The organism is Collinsella tanakaei (assembly GCF_030373545.1).
Classification (GTDB): Bacteria; Actinomycetota; Coriobacteriia; order Coriobacteriales; family Coriobacteriaceae; genus Collinsella; species Collinsella tanakaei_C.
The window spans coordinates 37,669-56,708 of the sequence record NZ_JAUDCO010000009.1 but is presented as its reverse complement, the minus strand read 5'-3'; the positions used below and the strand labels follow the sequence as shown (position 1 = coordinate 56,708).

The 19,040-nt window shown below is 63.8% G+C and carries 12 protein-coding genes; 8 read left to right on the top strand and 4 right to left on the bottom strand.

What is annotated here, in order from left to right; all coding sequences use genetic code 11:
• Positions 1–112 precede the first annotated feature (112 nt).
• The 3 genes from hisS to QUW00_RS08000 all read left to right on the top strand — a co-directional run bounded on the left by hisS (position 113) and on the right by QUW00_RS08000 (position 7,154).
• Positions 113–1,429, top strand: coding sequence for a histidine--tRNA ligase (gene hisS, locus QUW00_RS08010; protein ID WP_289613859.1), 1,317 nt, complete (start codon positions 113–115; stop codon positions 1,427–1,429).
• Positions 1,430–1,922: 493 nt separating this feature from the next.
• Positions 1,923–4,049 (top strand): C69 family dipeptidase, encoded by a 2,127-nt coding sequence (locus QUW00_RS08005; protein WP_289613858.1) that lies wholly within the window; start codon positions 1,923–1,925, stop codon positions 4,047–4,049.
• A gap of 387 nt (positions 4,050–4,436) precedes the next feature.
• Positions 4,437–7,154, top strand: coding sequence for a phosphoenolpyruvate carboxylase (locus tag QUW00_RS08000; protein ID WP_289613892.1), 2,718 nt, complete (start codon positions 4,437–4,439; stop codon positions 7,152–7,154).
• Positions 7,155–7,809: 655 nt separating this feature from the next.
• On the opposite strand, the gene QUW00_RS07995 is transcribed toward QUW00_RS08000, so the two are convergent.
• From QUW00_RS07995 to QUW00_RS07985, 3 genes are all read right to left on the bottom strand, one after another.
• Positions 7,810–8,601 (bottom strand): amino acid ABC transporter ATP-binding protein, encoded by a 792-nt coding sequence (locus QUW00_RS07995; RefSeq protein WP_436232161.1) that lies wholly within the window; start codon positions 8,599–8,601, stop codon positions 7,810–7,812.
• The gene (locus QUW00_RS07990) at positions 8,594–9,910 is read right to left on the bottom strand and encodes an amino acid ABC transporter permease (protein WP_289613857.1); all 1,317 of its coding nucleotides are present in this window, start codon (positions 9,908–9,910) and stop codon (positions 8,594–8,596) included. The genes QUW00_RS07995 and QUW00_RS07990 overlap by 8 nt, the downstream gene beginning before the upstream one ends.
• Before the next feature lie 100 nt (positions 9,911–10,010).
• Positions 10,011–10,856: an ABC transporter substrate-binding protein gene (locus QUW00_RS07985; RefSeq protein ID WP_270403855.1), complete on the bottom strand. Its 846-nt coding sequence runs from the start codon at positions 10,854–10,856 to the stop codon at positions 10,011–10,013.
• Between the two features lie 651 nt (positions 10,857–11,507).
• On the opposite strand from QUW00_RS07985, the gene aspS reads away from it, so the two are divergent.
• The 3 genes from aspS (at position 11,508) to QUW00_RS07970 (ending at position 15,485) form a co-directional block, all read left to right on the top strand.
• Positions 11,508–13,262, top strand: a complete 1,755-nt coding sequence (gene aspS, locus QUW00_RS07980) for an aspartate--tRNA ligase (RefSeq protein ID WP_289613890.1) — start codon at positions 11,508–11,510, stop codon at positions 13,260–13,262.
• 562 nt (positions 13,263–13,824) lie between these two features.
• Positions 13,825–15,099: an ammonium transporter gene (locus QUW00_RS07975; RefSeq protein ID WP_289613856.1), complete on the top strand. Its 1,275-nt coding sequence runs from the start codon at positions 13,825–13,827 to the stop codon at positions 15,097–15,099.
• A 47-nt stretch (positions 15,100–15,146) separates the two neighbouring features.
• Positions 15,147–15,485, top strand: a complete 339-nt coding sequence (locus tag QUW00_RS07970; protein WP_289613855.1) for a P-II family nitrogen regulator — start codon at positions 15,147–15,149, stop codon at positions 15,483–15,485.
• A gap of 461 nt (positions 15,486–15,946) precedes the next feature.
• Here QUW00_RS07970 and QUW00_RS07965 read toward each other — a convergent pair whose 3' ends face one another.
• Entirely contained in the window at positions 15,947–17,164 is a 1,218-nt protein-coding gene (locus tag QUW00_RS07965; RefSeq protein ID WP_289613854.1) for a chloride channel protein, read from the bottom strand.
• A gap of 788 nt (positions 17,165–17,952) precedes the next feature.
• Between QUW00_RS07965 and QUW00_RS07960 the strand changes: the two genes are divergently transcribed.
• A complete protein-coding gene (locus QUW00_RS07960; protein ID WP_289613853.1) occupies positions 17,953–18,261 on the top strand; it encodes a thiamine-binding protein in 309 nt (102 codons plus the stop codon).
• A complete protein-coding gene (locus QUW00_RS07955) occupies positions 18,245–19,024 on the top strand; it encodes an ABC transporter permease (protein WP_289613852.1) in 780 nt (259 codons plus the stop codon). Before QUW00_RS07960 ends, QUW00_RS07955 begins: the two co-directional genes overlap by 17 nt.
• The last annotated feature ends 16 nt before the right edge of the window (positions 19,025–19,040 follow it).

The following is a 19,040-nucleotide window of genomic DNA, read 5'->3' as shown; positions in this document are numbered from 1 at the left end:
CAGGGCGTCAACGTGCGGGGAGGTACATGGATTTCGCTGTGAATGATACCGCGTGCGAGGAGCCATGGATATAATGGGTGGTCGATGAATCGAGGCGACGGGGAGGATCTCCATGCAAGCACAGCGGGCCGAGGGCACCAAGGATCTGATCGGGCGCGACATGCGCGCGTGGCAGCGCATGCAGGAGGTGGCGGCGAGCGTCTTCGAGCCCTATGGCTTCGACGCGATCGAGACGCCGGCCATCGAGCAGCTCGACGTGTTCGTGCACGGCATCGGCCAGTCGACCGACGTCGTCCGCAAGGAGATGTTCCGCGTCTTCTCCGGCGCCAACTTCGCGCGCGTGCTCGAGGAGGGCACCGACGCCAAGCTCAAGGCCAAGCAGCGCCTGGCGCTGCGCCCCGAGGGCACGGCCGGTGTGGTGCGCGCCGTGGTGGAGAACAACCTGGTTCCGCAGGGCTCCACGCCGTTCAAGGCCTACTATGCCGAGGCGATGTTTCGCGGCGAGCGTCCGCAGAAGGGCCGCCTGCGTCAGTTCCACCAGGTGGGCATCGAGTGGCTCGGCGCGCCCGACCCGGCGGCCGACGCCGAGTGCATCATCATGCTGATGGAGTTCTACAAGCGCCTGGGCTTCGACCTGTCGCGCCTGCGCCTGCTCATCAACTCCATGGGCGACCCTTCATGCCGTCCGGCCTATCGCGATGCCGTGCGCTCGTTCATCCTCGACCATGCCGACGAGATGTGCGACGAGTGCCGCGAGCGCGCCGAGGTCAACCCCTTGCGCGCCTTCGACTGCAAGAACGACCATTGTCGCGAGGTTATGGCTGACGCGCCCCTTATGCGTGACAACCTATGTGACGAATGCCGCGAGCACTACGAGCAGGTCAAGCGCTATCTCGATGCTGCCGGTATCGAGTATGTGGAGGACCCCACGCTCGTGCGCGGCTTGGACTACTACACCCGCACCGTCTTCGAGGTCGAGGCGCCGGGCGCCGGCGTGGGCTCCATCGGCGGCGGTGGACGCTACGACGGGCTGGTGGAGCTCGAGGGCGGCAAGCCGACGCCGGGCGTGGGCTTTGCCGTGGGCTTCGAGCGCGCCATGCTCGCCCTCGAGGCGTTCGGCGTCGACATGGCCTCCGACGCGCCCTCGTGCATCTATGTCGCGCATGCGGGCTCCGAGCTGCGTGGCGAGGTCTTCGCGCTCACGCACGAGCTGCGCGCGGCGGGCATCCGTACCGAGGCCGACTACCAGGGGCGCTCGCTCAAGAGCCAGTTCAAGCAGGCCGACAAGCTCGGTGCGCGCCTGATCTTGATCGTCGGCGGCGACGAGCTCGCGGCCGGCAAGGTCAAGGTCCGCGACATGGTGAGCCACGACGAGGAGCTCGTGGACCGCAGCGCGATCGTCGACGCGGTGCGCCGCCTGCTCGCATAAGCCGGCACCCGAGGGCGACTTCATTCCGTAGAGACCGCTCGGCGGCCCGTATCTGGCGATGCGGGCCGCCGTTTTTGTGACGATGCGTAGCGGGTGCGTTCGTGGGTTTCATCCGAGCTGGATGCCATGGATAAAATGAATGAGCTACTCATCAATAATGAATATAGATCGGTACTGAAATGAATGGGCGATATTGCGTACAATCTGACAGCAGCTTCTGCGAGTCATCAGACTAAAGCGCTGACCTGCTTTTTAATAAGCTTTTTACCGTTTTGTGACATCGCAGTCCTCAGGGCGCCATTTATATACCGCACACCGACCGTTTGCATAAACACTAGCAGACGAGTTCTAGAATCGCATATTGAGCGCTGCATGGTTGGCTGATGCACGGCGCCTGCTTGCACCGCTGGCAAGAACGGGTGCCCCGCGGGGCACGTGGAAAGGAGCGCATGTGAGAGTACAGCGATTGTTGCAAAAGGTTGCAGGGGGGGGGATGCTCGCTGCGGCACTGCTGACGGCGATGCCTCTTGACGCACTCGCCTGCACCCAGATCTACATGGGCAGCGACCTGACGGCGACGGGTGACACCTACGTCGGCCGTTCCGAGGATTTCAGCACGCGCTACGCGAAGCTCTTCGGTGTTCAGGAGCCCATGACGAATCCGACCTACATCTCCGAGGAGTCGGTTTTTAACTACACCTTCGAGGGCACGACCTATCGCTACACCTATGTGCGCGACGCTTCGGCTGTGTGGGATGGCTACGGAACCCCTGCTCCGTATTCCGAGGCGGGCACGAACGAAAACGGTGTGTCCCTCTCCTCAACGGAAACAACCTATACCAATGACGCCGTTCTTGCGGTCGATCCGTACAGCGGCGAGGGCATCGGCGAGTTCAACATCGCCGACGTGGTGCTCGGCCAGGCCGAGTCCGCACGTGATGGTGTTGAGCTGCTCGGCTCGATCGTCGACGAGTACGGCTCGGACCATGCGAACCAGATCATCATCGCCGACAGCGCTGAAACCTGGGTGTTCATGCAGCTCTCCGGCACGCAGTGGTGCGCCATCGTCATGCCGGACGACGTGCTTTCCAGCAACCCCAATATGGGCAGCCTGCAGTTCAAGGTCGACCTTGACGACGACTCCGTGTGCCTGCACTCGGAGCGCCTGGTCGAGGTCGCCAAGGAGGCCGGAACCTACACGACCTACGACGACGGCACGATGAACGTCGCCAAGAGCTACGGCGAGTCCCGCACGGCGAATCCGCGCTACGTGCAGGGTCGCCTGTACTTCGGCGTCGACATGGTCGAGGGTACCGACTATACGGTTGAAAACGACAGCGTCACGAGCATTGCCGACCCGCAGCTCATGTTCAAGCCCGGCGATTCCACCGAGCCGATCAGCCTGATGACGGCGCTGCGCTCGTATGCTGCGCGCGGTGAGCAGTCGGACAGCCCTGCGGTGAACGCGAACATTTCGGGTGTCACGGCCATCGGTAGCCAGCGCACCACCGAGACGCACATGTTCCAGATCCGCGAGGGCCTCTCCTCCGATATCGCCACGATCGAGTGGATCGCCACCTCCCCGGCGGAATTCAACGTGTTCCTGCCGGTGTACGGCGCCCTGCTTACCGAGGTCGACGAGGCGTACTATCCGGATTCCAAGACGCTCGACGTGTCCCACACCGGAACTGACGGTATGACCGACTACGACGGCACCGTGCTCAATTTTGTCTTCATGGACATCAACACGCTGTCCGACGCCAACCGCGGCACCGTAGCCGAGGGCGTGCGCGCGTACCTGGACGTCCTGCAGGAGTCCATCATCGATCAGCAGGAGCAGATCGATGCCGCGATGCAGCAGCTGCCCGCGGGCGATGAGCGCACCGCGCTGGCCAACGAGGCGTTCCAGACTGTGACCGAGCAGCTGTATGCAAAGGCCGATACGCTGCTCGACGAGATTCGCGACTACGTGGCTGCCGGCGACACGGCCGAGCCCTTCGTTCCGAGCGACTACGACGCCGATGCCGACGCCATGGTCGAGCCGTTCGTGTATGCCGATGCACTGTCCGCGCCGACGATCACCGCTCAGCCCGCTTCCGCGACGTACGAGCAGGGAGCAACCGCCGACGACCTCGCTGTCACCGCTGAGGCCGCCTATGACTCCGATGCCCTGACGTATCAGTGGTACGTTGCTGATGGCGCCATCGAGTCCGTTGACGACCTGTCCGCCTTTACCGCGATCGATGGCGCGACGAGCCCCCAGCTCGCCGTCGACACCGATACGGTCGGTGCCAAGACGTATGTCGTCGAGGTCACCAATGCGGCTGGTCTGACGGCCCTTTCGGATCCTGCGGTCATCACGATCGAGGAGCCGGCAACTGACCCGGGCACCGATCCTTCCGATCCGAGCACCGATCCTTCCGAGGACCCGACGGATGATCCGACCGAGAAGCCCACGCAGCGTCCCGACGACACCAAGAAGCCGACCGACACCAAGAAGCCGACCGGCGATCTGCCGCAGACCGGCGACAGCTCGTTTGCTGTCGTGGCGGCCGTTGCGACGGCAAGCGCCGCCTGCCTTGGCGCCGGCGTCTGGATTATGCGTCGTCGTATGAACTAACCGGCCGAAGGATCGCGCCTGAACGGCGCAGTTCTTCCGCGTGATGTGCGACCGCATCCGATTGTCTCGGGTGCGGTCGCTTTTTTGGCGGGCGTTGGCGCTGCGCCTCGAAGGTGGATTGGGTTTTGCCGGCAAATTGAATCGGGGTTCCGACTCAATTTAGTTTGCTAAAGCGTGAACTCTGTGAAACTCGTTGCCGGTGTGGCTGACTTTCGTATACTGACCAAGTGTTCTTATCGTGTTCTTTCTTTCAAAAGGCGGGAATCATCGGTGGGTGGTTTCTTCTTTTGTAGGAGGAGGGGAGGTATGCGGATGTCGGACGAAATCGAGCAGCAGACGGCCGACCGTGCGTCTCTGAAGGCAGAGCTTGAGGCGACGGCGACAGCGATGACCGCAGGTCCGCTCGCCGAGATCGAGATCCCGGAAAGCCTTCGGGCAAATCTCGCACTGATTTTGCGTCTCGAGCGCCGTGTGCTGAATGAGTACGACCCCGCGGTCTGCGATTTGTTTGACGTGCTGCTGCGCCATGCCATTCACGCCAATGAGGGCAATCCGGGTACCGCTGCGGCAAGCGAGCAGGTTGACGAGCAGGGCGTGCCCTATGCCACCAGCGATAGCAACAGCGCTTTCCGTGCCGCCGTGGAGCTGGTCGACGAGCTTCCCATCCAGACGCTCGAGACGCTCGTGCGCGCGTTCACGTCATTTTTCCACCTTGCCAACCTGTGCGAGGAAAACTACCGCGTCGAGACGCTGCACGACCGCGAGCGCCTGGTGTCCATCGAATCGGACGTTGACCCGTCCAACGAGCTGACGGTCGCCTTCAAACAGCTGATCGACGAGGTCGGCGTCGACCGCGCTACGCAGCTGCTGGGCAAGCTCGAGTTCCATCCGGTGTTTACCGCGCATCCCACCGAGGCGCGTCGTCGCGCCGTGGAGGGCAAGATTCGCCGCATCGGCAAGCTGCTTGCCGAGCGACCGCGACTCGGCGGGTCGGACCTCGTGGAAAACGAGCGCCATATGCTGCAGGAGATCGACGCTCTCGTGCGCACCTCGCCGGTGGCCATCAAGAAGCCGACGCCCGTCGAGGAAGCCGACACGATTATCGACATCTTCGACCATACGCTGTTCGATACCGTGCCGCGCATCTACCGCCGCTTTGACGACTGGGTGCTCGGTGAGGGCGCGGGCGTCGTGCCGCCGGTGTGCCCGGCGTTTTTCCATCCGGGAAGCTGGATCGGATCGGATCGCGACGGCAATCCCAACGTGACCGCCAAGGTGAGCCGTCAGGTTGCCGCGAAGTTCTACAAGCACATGGTCGCGAAGCTTGCGGACAAGTGCCGGCGCGTCGGACGCAACCTCACGCTCGAAGCGGGGTACGCCAAGCCCTCCGACGAGCTACTCAACCTCTGGAACCATCAGGTCGAGATGAGCGAGATCATCACGAGCCGCGCTAAGGACATATCGGAGTCCGAACCGCACCGCGCCGTTATGCTCGTCATGGCGGACCGCCTAGATGGAACGGTCGCGCGCGACGCGGACGTGCTGTACGCCTCGGCGGACGAGCTGTTGGACGACCTGCGCGTCGTGCAGCGCTCGCTTGCGGCGGCGGGCGCCGAGCGCGCGGCGTACGGGCCGGTCCAGACGCTGATCTGGCAGGTTGAGTCCTTCGGCTTCCATATGGTCGAGATGGAGTTTCGTCAGCATTCGCTCGTGCATACCCGCGCGCTTGCGGATATCCGCGAGCACGGCATCCACGGCGACCTCGCGCCCATGACGCGCGAGGTGCTCGACACCTTCCGCGCGATCAGCTCCATCCAGAAGCGCTATGCGCCCAAGATGGCACACCGCTACATCATCTCGTTTACCAAGTCGGCGCAGAACGTGGCGGACGTCTACGAGCTTGCGAACCTGGCGTTCGCGCACGCGTCGGACGTGCCGGCGCTCGATGTCATTCCGCTGTTTGAGCAGCTGGAGGACCTTGAGCGGTGTGTCGACGTGCTCGATGACATGCTCGAGCTGCCAGCGGTTCAGGCCCGTTTGGCGCAAACGGGGCGCAGGATGGAGGTCATGCTCGGCTACTCGGATTCGGCCAAGGACGCCGGTCCCACGACCGCCACGCTCGCCTTGCACTTTGCGCAGAAGCGCATTGCCGCATGGGCAGAGAAGCACGATATCGACCTCGTGCTCATGCACGGCCGCGGCGGCGCGGTGGGCCGCGGCGGAGGACCGGCCAATCGTGCGGTGCTCGCCCAGCCGGCGGGCTCGGTGCGCTGCTTCTTCAAGGTGACCGAGCAGGGCGAGGTCATCTTCGCGCGCTACGGCAATCCGGTGCTCGCCCAGCGCCATGTGGAGAACGTTGCGGCGGCGACGCTGCTCAACTCCGCGCCGTCGGTGGAGCGGGCCAACACCGAGATGACCGAGCGCTACCTCGACATGGCGCGCGAGCTCGACCGCGTGTCGCACGAGCGCTACCTTGCGCTGCTGGGCACGCCCGACTTTGCCCCGTGGTTCTCGGTGGTGACGCCTCTGGCCGAAGTGGGCCTTCTGCCCATCGGCTCGCGTCCGGCAAAGCGCGGCCTCGGCGCGCAGTCACTTGACGATCTGCGTACCATTCCCTGGGTGTTCAGCTGGAGCCAGGCGCGCATCAACCTGGCTGCATGGTACGGCCTGGGCAGCGCCTGTGAGGCGTTTGGCGACGTGGAAACGCTGCGAAGCGCCTATCGCGAGTGGCCGCTGTTCTCGACGTTTATCGACAACGTTGAGATGTCCATCGCCAAGACCGATACGCGTATCGCCAAGATGTACCTGGCGCTGGGCGACCGTTCCGACCTGGCGCACGCGGTGTATGACGAGATGCAGCTCACGCGCCGCTGGGTGCTTGCCATCGTGGGTGACGAATGGCCGCTCGAGCACCGTCGCGTGCTCGGCCGGGCCGTGCGCGTGCGCGACCCGTACGTGGACGTGCTGTCGCTCGCGCAGGTGCGCGCTCTGCGTATCGTGCGCGATGAGGGCGATGGGCTGTCCGAGGAGGCACGCGCCAAGTATCTGAGCCTGATCCTTGCGACCGTCACGGGTGTCTCCGCCGGTCTTCAGAACACCGGCTGATGAGGGGTTTGAAGCGAGCGGGCAGGTCGTGTCGTTCCTGATGTCTGAGGGCCCTGCTAGCGAGGGCGCGTAGGGTGCGCCTGACTTCTTTGTGGGAGGGTTCAGCTCAGTTCCGTGTGCAGGCAGTGCGCAGAGAGGAGATAGGCACGGGGCCGCCCGTCGTCATCGTGGCCCCACGCAAGGGGCGCCCCGCGAACGTGTATATTGTCGTCGGTCGTTCGGGGTACGCATGAATCAAAATGCGTTCGAGAAAATGCTGCCAATCGAATAGTATTTTCTGGGGCGCAGTTTTTCGGTGCCATCTTGTGGCTAGGGAAATATCCGTCGATAAAACCGCAGGATTCAACTGGGGCTTTATCGACGGGTATTTCCTCATGTACGAAGGGGCACTGAAAAATCGCGCCCCAGGGCTATGCATGTAGTTTTGAGCCCAGCGGACCGAGATGATGCGCGGGCGCGCTTCGTGCATGAGCGGAGTATCGAATGGGGGCGCACGCACGCGCCCGAGGGCCGCGCAGGGCGCGCTTCTAGCGCAAGCGAAACACATCTGCCGTGCCGGCCCGGCAGCTCGCTCTTGAGTGACGCCATAACATGAGGGCCGAGCGGCTTATCCGCCATTCGGCCCTCGATGCATTCGGAGTCGCGGGAATCGTGGCTACTTGAGCGAAACCTCGCCCAAAAAGGCGCGGGTGCGCTCGCTCTTGGGGTGGTTGAACACCTCGTCGGGCGTGCCCTGTTCCACGATGACGCCGCCGTCCATGAAGATGACACGGTCCGCCACGTCGCGCGCGAAACCCATCTCATGCGTGACCACGACCATGGTCATGCCGCCGCGCGCGAGCTCGCGCATGACGTCGAGGACGCCGCGCACCAGCTCGGGGTCGAGCGCGCTCGTCGCCTCGTCGAACAACATGACGTGCGGGTCCATGGCCAGGGCGCGCGCGATGGCGACGCGCTGCTGCTGGCCGCCGGACAGCTCGTCGGGATAGTAATCGGCGCGTTCGGCAAGGCCTACGCGCGCGAGCTGCTCGGCCGCGATGCGTTTTGCCTCGTCGTCGGAGCGATTGAGCACTTTGGTCTGGGCGAGCATGACGTTGTGCAGGGCGTCGAGGTGCGGGAACAGGTTGAACTGCTGGAACACCATGCCCATGCGCTCGCGCACCTTGTTGACATTCACCTTGGGCGCGGTGATGTCCTCGCCCTCGAAGATGATCTGGCCGCTCGTAGGTTCCTCGAGGCGGTTCAGGCAGCGCAGCATGGTCGACTTGCCCGATCCGGACGGACCGAGCACGACGACCACCTCGCCACGATGGATGTCGAGCGAGATGCCGCGCAGGACATCGACATCCCCAAAGCTCTTGTGCAGGTCGACGATGCGAATGATGGGATCGTTATCGGACGGCTTGGCGCCAGCGGCCGTCGCGACCGCGTTTTCCATATCAGGCATGCTGCGCCTCCTTGGTCGGTTCGGGTTCCGGGGCGCTCTTGCGCTTGTGCGCGTGGCCGCGGCGCGTGCGCTCTTCCAGATAGCGGGTGACGCGGGAGAGCGGCAGGGTGATCACGAGGTAGAACACGGCAGCCACGATGTAGGGGGTGATGGAGCCGGTGGACGCCACGATGGTGCGCGCGTACATGACGAGCTCCATGATGCCCACCGCGGCGAGCAGCGACGTGTCCTTGTACAGGGTGATGAACTCGTTGGTGAGGTTGGGGATCACGATGCGGAACATCTGTGGGAGGACGACGTAGAGCATCGTCTGCAGGCGGTTCATGCCCAGCGAGCGGGCCGCTTCGGACTGGCCTTTGTTGATGGAGAGGATGCCTGCGCGGAAGATCTCGCACATATAGGCGCTCGAGTTGAGCATCATGACGATGACGCCGAGCGGGAAGTTGGGAATGTTGATGCCCGCCATAGGCAGACCGAAAAACGCGACATAGATCTGCAGGAACAGCGGCGTTCCGCGCACGAGGTTCACGTAGACCGTGGCGATGCCGCGCCACACCGGGAACTTGGAGAGGCGCATGAACGCCAGGACGAGCGCGACGGGGATGGCGAGCGGGAACGACACGGCGACGATCGCGATGGACATGAAGAAGCCCGACAGAACCACCGGGAAGCTCGTCACGAGCAGCGTGGGGTCAAAGAACAGGCGCAGGAAGCGGTTGGAGTTCCACGCTTGGACCCACGCCTGCCCCTCAAGCCATTGCGAGATCGCCTCGGTGGTCGAGATGCCCTGGACCGGAATGACGGGGATGTCGGCGACGGCGGCGTCCTTCGTGCCGTCCGCGGTGGAGTAGGTGGCCTCGACCTGCATGTCGCCGCCGGCGGTGGGGAAGTACACGTCGTAGACGATGACGTTTAAGTGTCCAGCCTGCACGATCGGCTCGTCGAAGGTGAGCGTGAGGTTCTGGCCGTCGACCGTCTCGGTGTAGGCGACCTCGTTGCGCGTCATGAGGTCGTCGCCGGTGAGCAGCGTGACCGCCAGATCCTCGGTGTTGAACTCGGTTCCGTCGGGGATGTGCAGGGTGAGCTGCGTCACGCCCTCGCCCTCGGCGATGGACGCCTCGAAGGTGATACGCGACTGCGTGGCGCCCATGATGACGGTGGGGTCGTCCTCGGAGTTGGGACGGCCGGTGCAGCGCACCGCCTCCATAGCGGATGCGGGCGTGGCGATGGCCAGCGCGCAGATGCAGACGAGCAGGCACGCCGTAAGCGCGCTCATCAGACGATGGAGGGATAGTCGCGGAGTGTCCACGGTTTTTGCCTCGCTTTTCAAACGGGAATCGCGGCCCCTCCAGCGAGCGGAGGGGTCGCGAATACATACAGTCGGTTATGAGACGGGTTCGGCGAGATGCTTAGCCCATGTTGGCAGCGATAAGCTCATCGATGGTGCCGTCCTCCTGGAGCGCCGCGATCGCCTCGTTGATGGCGGCGAGCAGGTCGGGGTTGTCCTTGGAGACCGCGATGGCGTACTCCTCGCCGGTGGCGGAGGAGTAGACGACATGCTCGTCCGAGTAGGCGCCGGCGAGCATCTGCTCGACGACGGCGCTGTTGCCGCACACCGCGTCGGCCTGGCCGGCCTGGACGGCGGCGAAGGCGTCGGTGAAGTTAGGGAACGGCAGCTGCTCGGCGTTGGGGAAGAACTCGGCGGCGTGGTCGGCGCCGGTGGAGCCGCTCTGGACGGCGATGGTCACGTTCTCGGAGTTCAAGGCCTCGGTGGCGTTGTCCTCGGTGATGGCGGTGTTGTCGCTCATGACGGCGACGGCCTGGTTGTCGATATAGTAGGGCTCGGAGAAATCGACCTGGTCCTCGCGCTCCGGGGTGATGGAGATGCCCGACAGGCCGGCGTCGGCCTGGCCGCCCGCGACGATCGCCGGGACGATGCCGTCGAAGTCGATGTTGGTGTACTCGCACTCGAGGCCGAGGTAGTCGGCGATCGCGCGGCCAAGATCCATGTCGAGGCCGACGTACTCACCGTCGACGAGGTTCTCGAACGGCGGGTAGTCGGGCGAGGTGGCAAACGTGAGCGTGCCGGCGGTCAGCAGGGTGAGCTCGCCGTCGGACGTGGCCTCGGCGGAGCCGGCGTTATCGGCGGGGGCGCTGCCCGTGGTCGCGGGCTCGCTGCCGCAACCAGCAAGGCCGAACATGGCAGCGGCGGCACCGGCCGCCAGGGGGACGAACTGCCTACGGGTGATATTCATAAAAGAGCTCCTTCCACAGGGTGCTTCGTTGCGAATGTGGCACATCCTAATACTTGCTGATGTGCATGTGCAAGCGTAAATATGCATGCAACAGGATAGAAATATACATTCCAATACGATAATGGGCGGATATGATTCAGTTTTTGATAGATGTTCGTTTTGCCGGGAGCGTCGTCCGAGGTGTTCTTTTGACGGGATGCACGGCGAAACTTGCAGGTCAGAGCTTGCGTATGTGCACGGTTTGGAGCACCCGCGCCCGCGCCCGCGTCCGCACGCGGGGTGATTCATTCTTGATTATCTATGGTTTTGTTGCCAGAAATAATGCGGGTCTTCGTCTGCGCATACCTGTATGCAGGCTCGGGGGAAGGAGAGACCCGCCTGCGCCGCGTGTCGCTGCCGGCGCGGGCCAATGCTTCCCCTTTGTTAAGAGTCGCAAGAACCCGTGCTTTTTCGTGGCGCCGCACGGCATTTCCGGTATGCTAATGCAGCCGCGCTCCCTATAGGGGTATTGCGGCAAAACCCGAGATGCGCTGTCTACGCACGCTCGGGAATCTGTACGACGTCGCCCGTACCGGCACGGGGCGACACAGATCAAAAAGGAGGATTTCCGTGGCACACGACCACACGCAAAACCCCGCCGACATTCATTCCATGCACACCCGCACCTGCGGTGAGCTGCGCGCCGTCAACATCGGCGAGGAGGTTACGCTCACCGGTTGGGTCTCCCGTCGTCGCGACCACGGCGGCCTGATCTTCTGCGACCTGCGCGACCGCGAGGGCATCACGCAGTGCACGTTCGACCCGGAGCACGCCGCCGGCGAGGCCTTCCACATCGCCGAGACCATGCGCCCCGAGTGGCCGATCCTCGTGCACGGCACGGTTATCGCCCGCGATGAGGACACGATCAACCCCAAGCTCCCGACCGGTGAGATCGAGGTTTTGACCGACCGCGTCGAGGTGCTCAACCGCTCCAAGACCCCGCCGTTCCAGATCGAGGACGGTATCGAGACGTCCGAGGACACCCGTCTGCGCTATCGCTACCTCGACCTGCGCCGTCCCGAGATGATGGCCAACATGAAGCTGCGCTCCGACTTCACGTTCGCGATCCGCACGGCGCTGCACGACCGCGCGTTCATGGAGGTCGAGACGCCGTCGCTGTTCAAGTCCACGCCGGAGGGCGCGCGCGACTTCATCGTTCCCTCCCGCCTGCAGCCCGGCAGCTTCTACGCCCTGCCGCAGTCCCCGCAGCTGCTGAAGCAGCTGCTCATGGTGGGCGGCGTGGAGCGCTACTACCAGGTTGCCAAGTGCTTCCGCGACGAGGACCTGCGCGCCGACCGCCAGCCCGAGTTCACGCAGGTGGACATCGAGATGAGCTTCGTCGAGCAGGACGATGTCATGGGCGCGCTCGAGGACGTGCTCGCCGACGCCTTCGCCCGTGTGGGCGTGGACATGCCCACGCCGCTGCGCCGCCTGTCCTACTGGGACGCCATGGATACCTACGGCTCCGACAAGCCCGATACGCGCTACGGCATGACGCTCGTCGACCTGACCGACGTGTTCAAGAACTCCAAGTTCAAGGTGTTCGCCGGCGCTGCCAACATGGAGGGCCAGGTCGTCAAGGCCATCAACGCCAAGGGTGCGGGCGCTTGGCCGCGCGCGCAGATCGACAAGCTCGCCAAGGTCGCCGAGACCTTCGGCGCCAAGGGCCTGGCGTGGATTGCCTTCCGCGAGGACGGCTCCATCAACAGCCCCATCGTCAAGTTCTTTGCCGACGAGGAGATGGACGAGCTGCGTCGTCGCTGCGATGTGGAGCCCGGCGACCTCGTGATGTTCGCCGCCGGCCCGCGTCTGGCCTCCGACGAAATCTTGGGCGGCATGCGCTCCCACATGGCCGACGCCCTGGGCATCGAGCGCACGGGCCACGACTTCCTATGGGTCGTCGACTTCCCGCTGTTCCACTGGGACGACGAGGCCAAGCGCTACGAGGCCGAGCACCAGCCGTTCACCCTGCCGCATGTCGATCAGCTCGACCTGCTCGAGACCGATCCGCTCGCCATGGGCAGCTGCACCTACGACTTCGTCATGGACGGATTCGAGGCCGGCGGTGGCGGCATGCGCATCCACAATTCCGAGCTGCAGCTCAAGATGCTCGAGTTCATGGGCTTTTCCGAGGAGCGTGCCCGCGAGCAGTTCGGCTTCCTCATGGACGCCCTCGAGTTCGGTGCGCCTCCCATGGGCGGCTTCGCGCTCGGTTTGGACCGCGTGTGCATGCTGCTCGCAGGTTCGGATTCCATCCGCGACGTCATGGCGTTCCCCAAGACCTCGAGCGGCTCCGATCTCATGTCCGCCGCGCCGAGCGAGGTCTCGATGGCCCAGCTGAAGGAAGTCGGCCTGCGTCTGATGTAGGCTTTCTTCGACCTGATCGGCTTTCCCAGGCACCCGATCTTCGTCCTCAATCGTCGGTCGCCGCCCTTAAGGCGTGCTCCCTCCTCTTTCGGGCGAATCTCGGGCACCTGGGAAAGCCGTAAACGGCCGGACTGAGGCACCGCACCTTGCCGTTCAAGCCTTCGGGCGCCGCACGTCAGGCGTGCGCCCTCGGCTTTCACGGCAATTTGCGGCACCTCAGCCGGCCGTTGCCGTTGTCGACAAGATGGTGCCAGGTGCAAACTTGTCGCACCGTGAAGCCTCCGGGTCCCTTCTGGGCCCGGAGGCTTTTTTCATGGCGGTACGTCCACCCGATTTCACGCGATTTCGACGTTGAAAGTGCGTTTCCCGCGTGCAACCGAATGCTTTCAGCTCGATTACGAGGTCGTTTCGATATTACAGACCGGTTCCAACCGCGTAAAACGACATCCGTCCGCCCTCTTGTTCACCCGTCGTTTCCTACCATTGCCATGTCCTGCTCCGTCGTTGGCGCCGCAGACGGAACAGGCATTTCGATACGCAAGTGCTTTAGGAGGCGATATATATGTTGGATTCCGGTTCGACCGCGTTCATGATGGTGAGCGCCATGCTCGTCCTGTTTATGACGCCGGGTCTTGCGTTTTTCTACGGCGGTCTGTCGCGGCGCAAGAACGTGGTCAACACCATGCTCATGAGCTTCGCTGTGATCGGTATCGTCGGCCTTACATGGGTGATCGCGGGATGGTCGATTGCCTATGGCGGCGACGGTTCCAATCCCGTGATCGGCGGGCTCGATCAGCTCGGATTGTCGGGTACCGTGACGAACATGCTCGCAGAGGCGTCATCGACCGATGAGGTGACGTACCCTGCTGTGGTGGATATCGTCTTCCAGATGGCCTTTGCCCTCATCACCTGCGCGATCGTGACGGGATCCGTCGCGGGGCGCATGCGTTTCGGCGCCTTGGCCGCCTTTATCGCCGCCTGGTCGCTCGTGGTCTACGCGCCGCTCGCGCATATGGTATGGGGCGGCGACGGATCGCTCATCGGCGGTATCATCGGCGCGCTCGATTTTGCTGGTGGCGATGTGGTGCACATCAGCTCGGGACTCACCGGCCTCGTCTTGTGCATCGCACTTGGTGCGCGCAAGGGGTTCGGGATCAAGGCCTATCGTCCGCATAACGTTCCGTTCGTCGCACTCGGTGCGGGACTGCTGTGGCTCGGTTGGTTCGGCTTCAACGGCGGCTCGGCGTTCGCCGCGGACGGTATCGCCGCCCTCGCGATTCTGAACACCGTCGTATCGAGCGCGGCGGGGCTTGCGTCCTGGATGGTCGTGGAGCGCATCGCTACGGGCAAGCCGACCCTCGTGGGAGCATGCACCGGTCTTGTGGCGGGACTTGTTGTGGTGACGCCGTCGGCGGGCTTCGTCGAGCCGTGGGCTGCCGTCGTCATGGGGCTGATCGTCTCGCCCGTCTGCTATCTGGCGATCTCGCACCTGAAGACCCGTTTCGGGTATGATGACGCGCTCGATGCCTTCGGTTGCCACGGTATCGGTGGCATTCTGGGAGGCATCCTCACGGGCATCTTCTGCGTACCCGAGCTCTCATGGACGGAATACGGCGGGCTCATCTACGCGGGCGACGCGTCGCTTCTGGTAAGCCAGCTGCTCGGCATCGTGGTGACTGTGGTGTTGGTCCTTGTTGTCGATACCCTGCTCATCGTTGCGGTGCGGGCGGTTTTCGGCGGCAGGTTGCGCGTTACGGATTCCGAGGAGGCGCTCGGTTTGGACGTTGCCGCCCATGGTGAAAGCGCGTACCCCGCCTATACCGGCCTAGACATCTAATGGTCTGCAAGAGGCAGCGGAAAGCTGATCGAGTGAGAGGGATTTCCATGAAACAGGTTACGGCTATCGTGCGGCCGGAGGTGCTCGAGCCCCTGAAGGACGCGCTTACGGAAGCCGGTGTGTCCGGCATGACGATCTTCGAGGTGCAGGGCTGCGGTCACCAGCATGGATGGAAGGAGTTCGTGCGCGGTTCCGAGGTGCTGCTCGCGATGGTACCCAAGGTCGAAGTGATGCTCGTGGTGGATGACGACGAGGTCGATCCGCTTATTGATTGCATCTGCGCCGTCGCGCGCACCGGAGAGGTGGGTGACGGCAAGATCTTCATCGCCCCCGTCGACAGCGTGGTGCGCATTCGCACAGGAGAGCGCGGGCGCGCAGCGCTGTAGGCAGATCGCGGTGCGTGCGCCAGCGCTTCGCGTGTGAAACGGGCCAGATGACATTTCACACCATAAAGCCTCCGGGTTTCTTCTGGGCCCGGAGGCTTTTCTCGTTGCGGCGCGTGAAATCACGTCAGATGTGGTTGCATGTACGGGGCAAGGCGGACAATTTGTTCAGATATGAGGGTTTCATACGGCAAACTAATAGCGTCTAGTATTGTCCTGGCACTCAAAGGCTGGGGCATGCATCCGCGATCCGGTTAGATTGGCCAGATTATGCTCTGTATTTCAGGATTGCAGACCCGTTATTCCGCCCAGCGCGCCGTCCAAACCTTCATATCTGAACTAATTCCACCCAGCGCCTCGGCAGCGGTCATCGGGACGTCGGATGTGGCGCGCAGTGCTGTTCGCATGCTCCTTTTAGCTGGTCTGAGGGGCGAGTACGCTTATCGGTTGTTTGCACGTTCCCGCTACGCGCGCTTCTGTCCAGCGTAGATGGACCGATTCCCGTTGACGAGATAGCCCGCGGCGCACACGACGAAAAACGCAGGCAGATTTGCGAAGCCGAACACCTCGCCGCCGATGAGGATGGGGGCGAGCAGCGTGTTGGTGGCGCCGCCGAAGACCGCGGCGTAGCCCAGCGCGGCGACGAGCTCGACCGGCAGGCCGAGTATCCCGGCAAGCACGACGCCCAGGCTCGCGCCGATGGAGAACAGCGGCGTCACCTCGCCGCCTTGGAATCCGGCGGCGAGCGTCACGACGGTAAGAGCGAACTTGCAGGTCCAGTCCCAGGTAAAGACGCCGGCGCCGCCGTCGCCTGCAAGCGCCGCCGAGATGAGGTTGGTTCCCAAGCCCGCATAGCGCCCCTGCCACAGGGCGAGCAGGACAACCGAGAGCACGGCACCGATGATAGCGATGCGTACAAGTGGGTTCTCAATGCGGGCCGCTTGGCGCTTGGCGGTGGCAAGGCACCAGGCGAACGCGCCGCCCACCAGGCCGAAGGCAGCGCCGGCAATGGCGAGCTGCACCAACGAGGTGGGAGTGATGGCAAGCGTTTCGGCGATCGGAACCTCGAACTTCTCCAAGCCGAGGGCGCCCGAGGTCATGCTCGCGGCAAACGATGCGGTGAGCGAGCAGGCGAGCGCGCGATACTCGAGCCGCCCGGCGACAAGCACCTCGAGTGCGAAAACGCAGGCGGCAAGCGGCGTGCGGAACAGCCCGGCAAACCCTGCCGCCATGCCGCAGACCAAAAACGCGTTGCCCGCGTTGCGGATGGGCAGCTTGCAGCCAACCCAATGCGACAGCGTCGCGCCGATCTGCACCGCCACCCCCTCGCGACCCGCACTGCCGCCGAACAGATGGGTGAGCCAAGTGCCGCCCATAATGAGGGGGACAAGGCGCAGCGGGATTTCGGGTTCCGCACCATGACCGACGTCGAACACGAGTCCCATGCCGCGTCCGGTGTTCTTACCGAACCGCCGGTACGCCCACGCGATAACGACACCCGCGATCGCCAGCAACGGGATGAGCTGCCACGGGTGCGCGTCGCGGAAATCGGTGATGGCGAGCAGCACACGGCCGAACAGCGCGCAGATGGCGCCCACGGCGATACCGATAGGGATGCCGCAGACGGCCAGTGCTGCGATGGTCCTATATTCTGTTGCGGCGCGTGCGAAGCGTTCGTTCACGGTGACCTCCAAAAAAAGAGACTCCTACCCCAGGTCCGGCGGTTGCCGGGGGTAGAAGTCATCAGCCCAAGGCGGTTTAGGTGCTCGGACGCCTTGCTTGGGGCGCCGGCCCAGCGGAGAACATCATTCCGCAGGTCCATGATAGCGCATGTATCGGTATCGGGGGCGTTTTCGTCTGAGGCCTGCGCCTTTCATCGAAAGGGGCACATGCCCGTTTCGAGCGTCCGGTTCGGTTCTCTAGCGTCCCCATCGACCTGTGTTGATCTCGAAATTGCTAAGCGGTCCCCCCGTACGCGGCCCGTGCTTCCCCGCCGCGTGCTTCGGCCACGAAGCGAGTGCTTCGATTCGAAATGTCCGAGTAGACGCGTGTGCTTGCAACACAAAACTGCAGGTACAGGAATTGCTACCCCTACGGTATACAAAACGGTTTTGGATTCAAGCGCTCACTTCGCGGGATTTAAGGGCCTGGGGATACGGCGACATGCCCGCCTCGCCCGTATGGGACAGCGTGCGGTGCGCCGGACAAGTTCGTACCTGGCGCCATCCTGTCGCGACAGGATGGCGCCAGGTACGAACTTGTCCGGCGCGGGCGGCACCTTGATATATACTTGCTCACGATATAACGGGGAGCTGGAGGAGTCCGGCTGAGAGGAAGCCCGCGGGTCCGCACCCGCACCGCTTCGACCCTGAACCTGATCCGGGTAATGCCGGCGTAGGGACGCACGCATGCGCCAGATCGAGCCCCTACGATGACGAGGGGCTTTTTCATGCCCCGGAAGGGAAGTGCCATGGAGACAAGCGTAGCGATTCAGGTGCTGCCGCAAAACACCGCGAGCGACGAGGAGACCTGCCGCATCGTGGACGAGGCCATCGCCTACATCCAGTCCAAGTTCCCCGACGCGTACGTGGGGCCGTTCGAGACCGCCATCGAGGGCGACTACGACCTGTGCATGGAGGTGCTCGCTGAGGTGAACCGCATCGTGATCCGCGCGGGCGCGGACAAGGTCGCCACCTACGCCAAGATCTTCTATGCGCCCGAGCGCGGGCTCATGACCACCGAGCAGAAGGTCGGCAAGTACCATGAGCACGAGGCGTAGCGAGACCTCCGCGCCTGCGCTGCAGAAGCTCGCCGCTCCGGTGACGGTCGTGGCGCTCGTGGCGATCTGGCAGCTCGTGTGCTCCGTGGGGCTCGTCCCTTCGTTTCTGCTGCCGAGCCCGGTGGCGGTCGTCCAGGCGCTCATCGGCGACTGGCAGCTGCTGGCCGGCCACGCCGCGACCTCGCTCGCCGAGGCCGCCCTCGGCCTTGCCGCGGGCATCGCGCTCGGCTTTGCCGCCGCGGTCGCCATGGATCGCTTCGAGCTCGTCTACCGCGCGTTCTACCCGCTCGTGGTGCTCACGCAGACCATCCCGACGGTCGCCATCGCGCCGCTGCTCGTGCTGTGGTTCGGCTACGGCATGCTGCCCAAGGTCGTGCTCATCGTCGTGGCGACGTTCTTTCCCATCACGGTCGGCCTGCTCGACGGCTTCCGCTCCGTCGACCCGGACGTGATCGACCTCATGCGCTCCATGGGGGCGAGCCGCGCGCAGATCATGCGCCACGCCAAGCTGCCGGCGTCGCTCGGGCACTTTTTCTCGGGCCTCAAGATCTCGGCGGCCTACGCCATCGTGGGCGCCGTGATCGCCGAGTGGCTGGGCGGCTTCTCGGGCCTGGGCGTCTACATGACGCGTGTGCGCAGCGCATACGCCTTCGACAAGATGTTCGCCGTGATCATCCTCATCTCGGCACTGTCGCTCGTGCTCATGTGGGCCGTGGGCGCGCTGCGCCGCCGTCTGATGCCGTGGGAGCGCAGCGGCGACTGAGCCGATGCTCACTGAG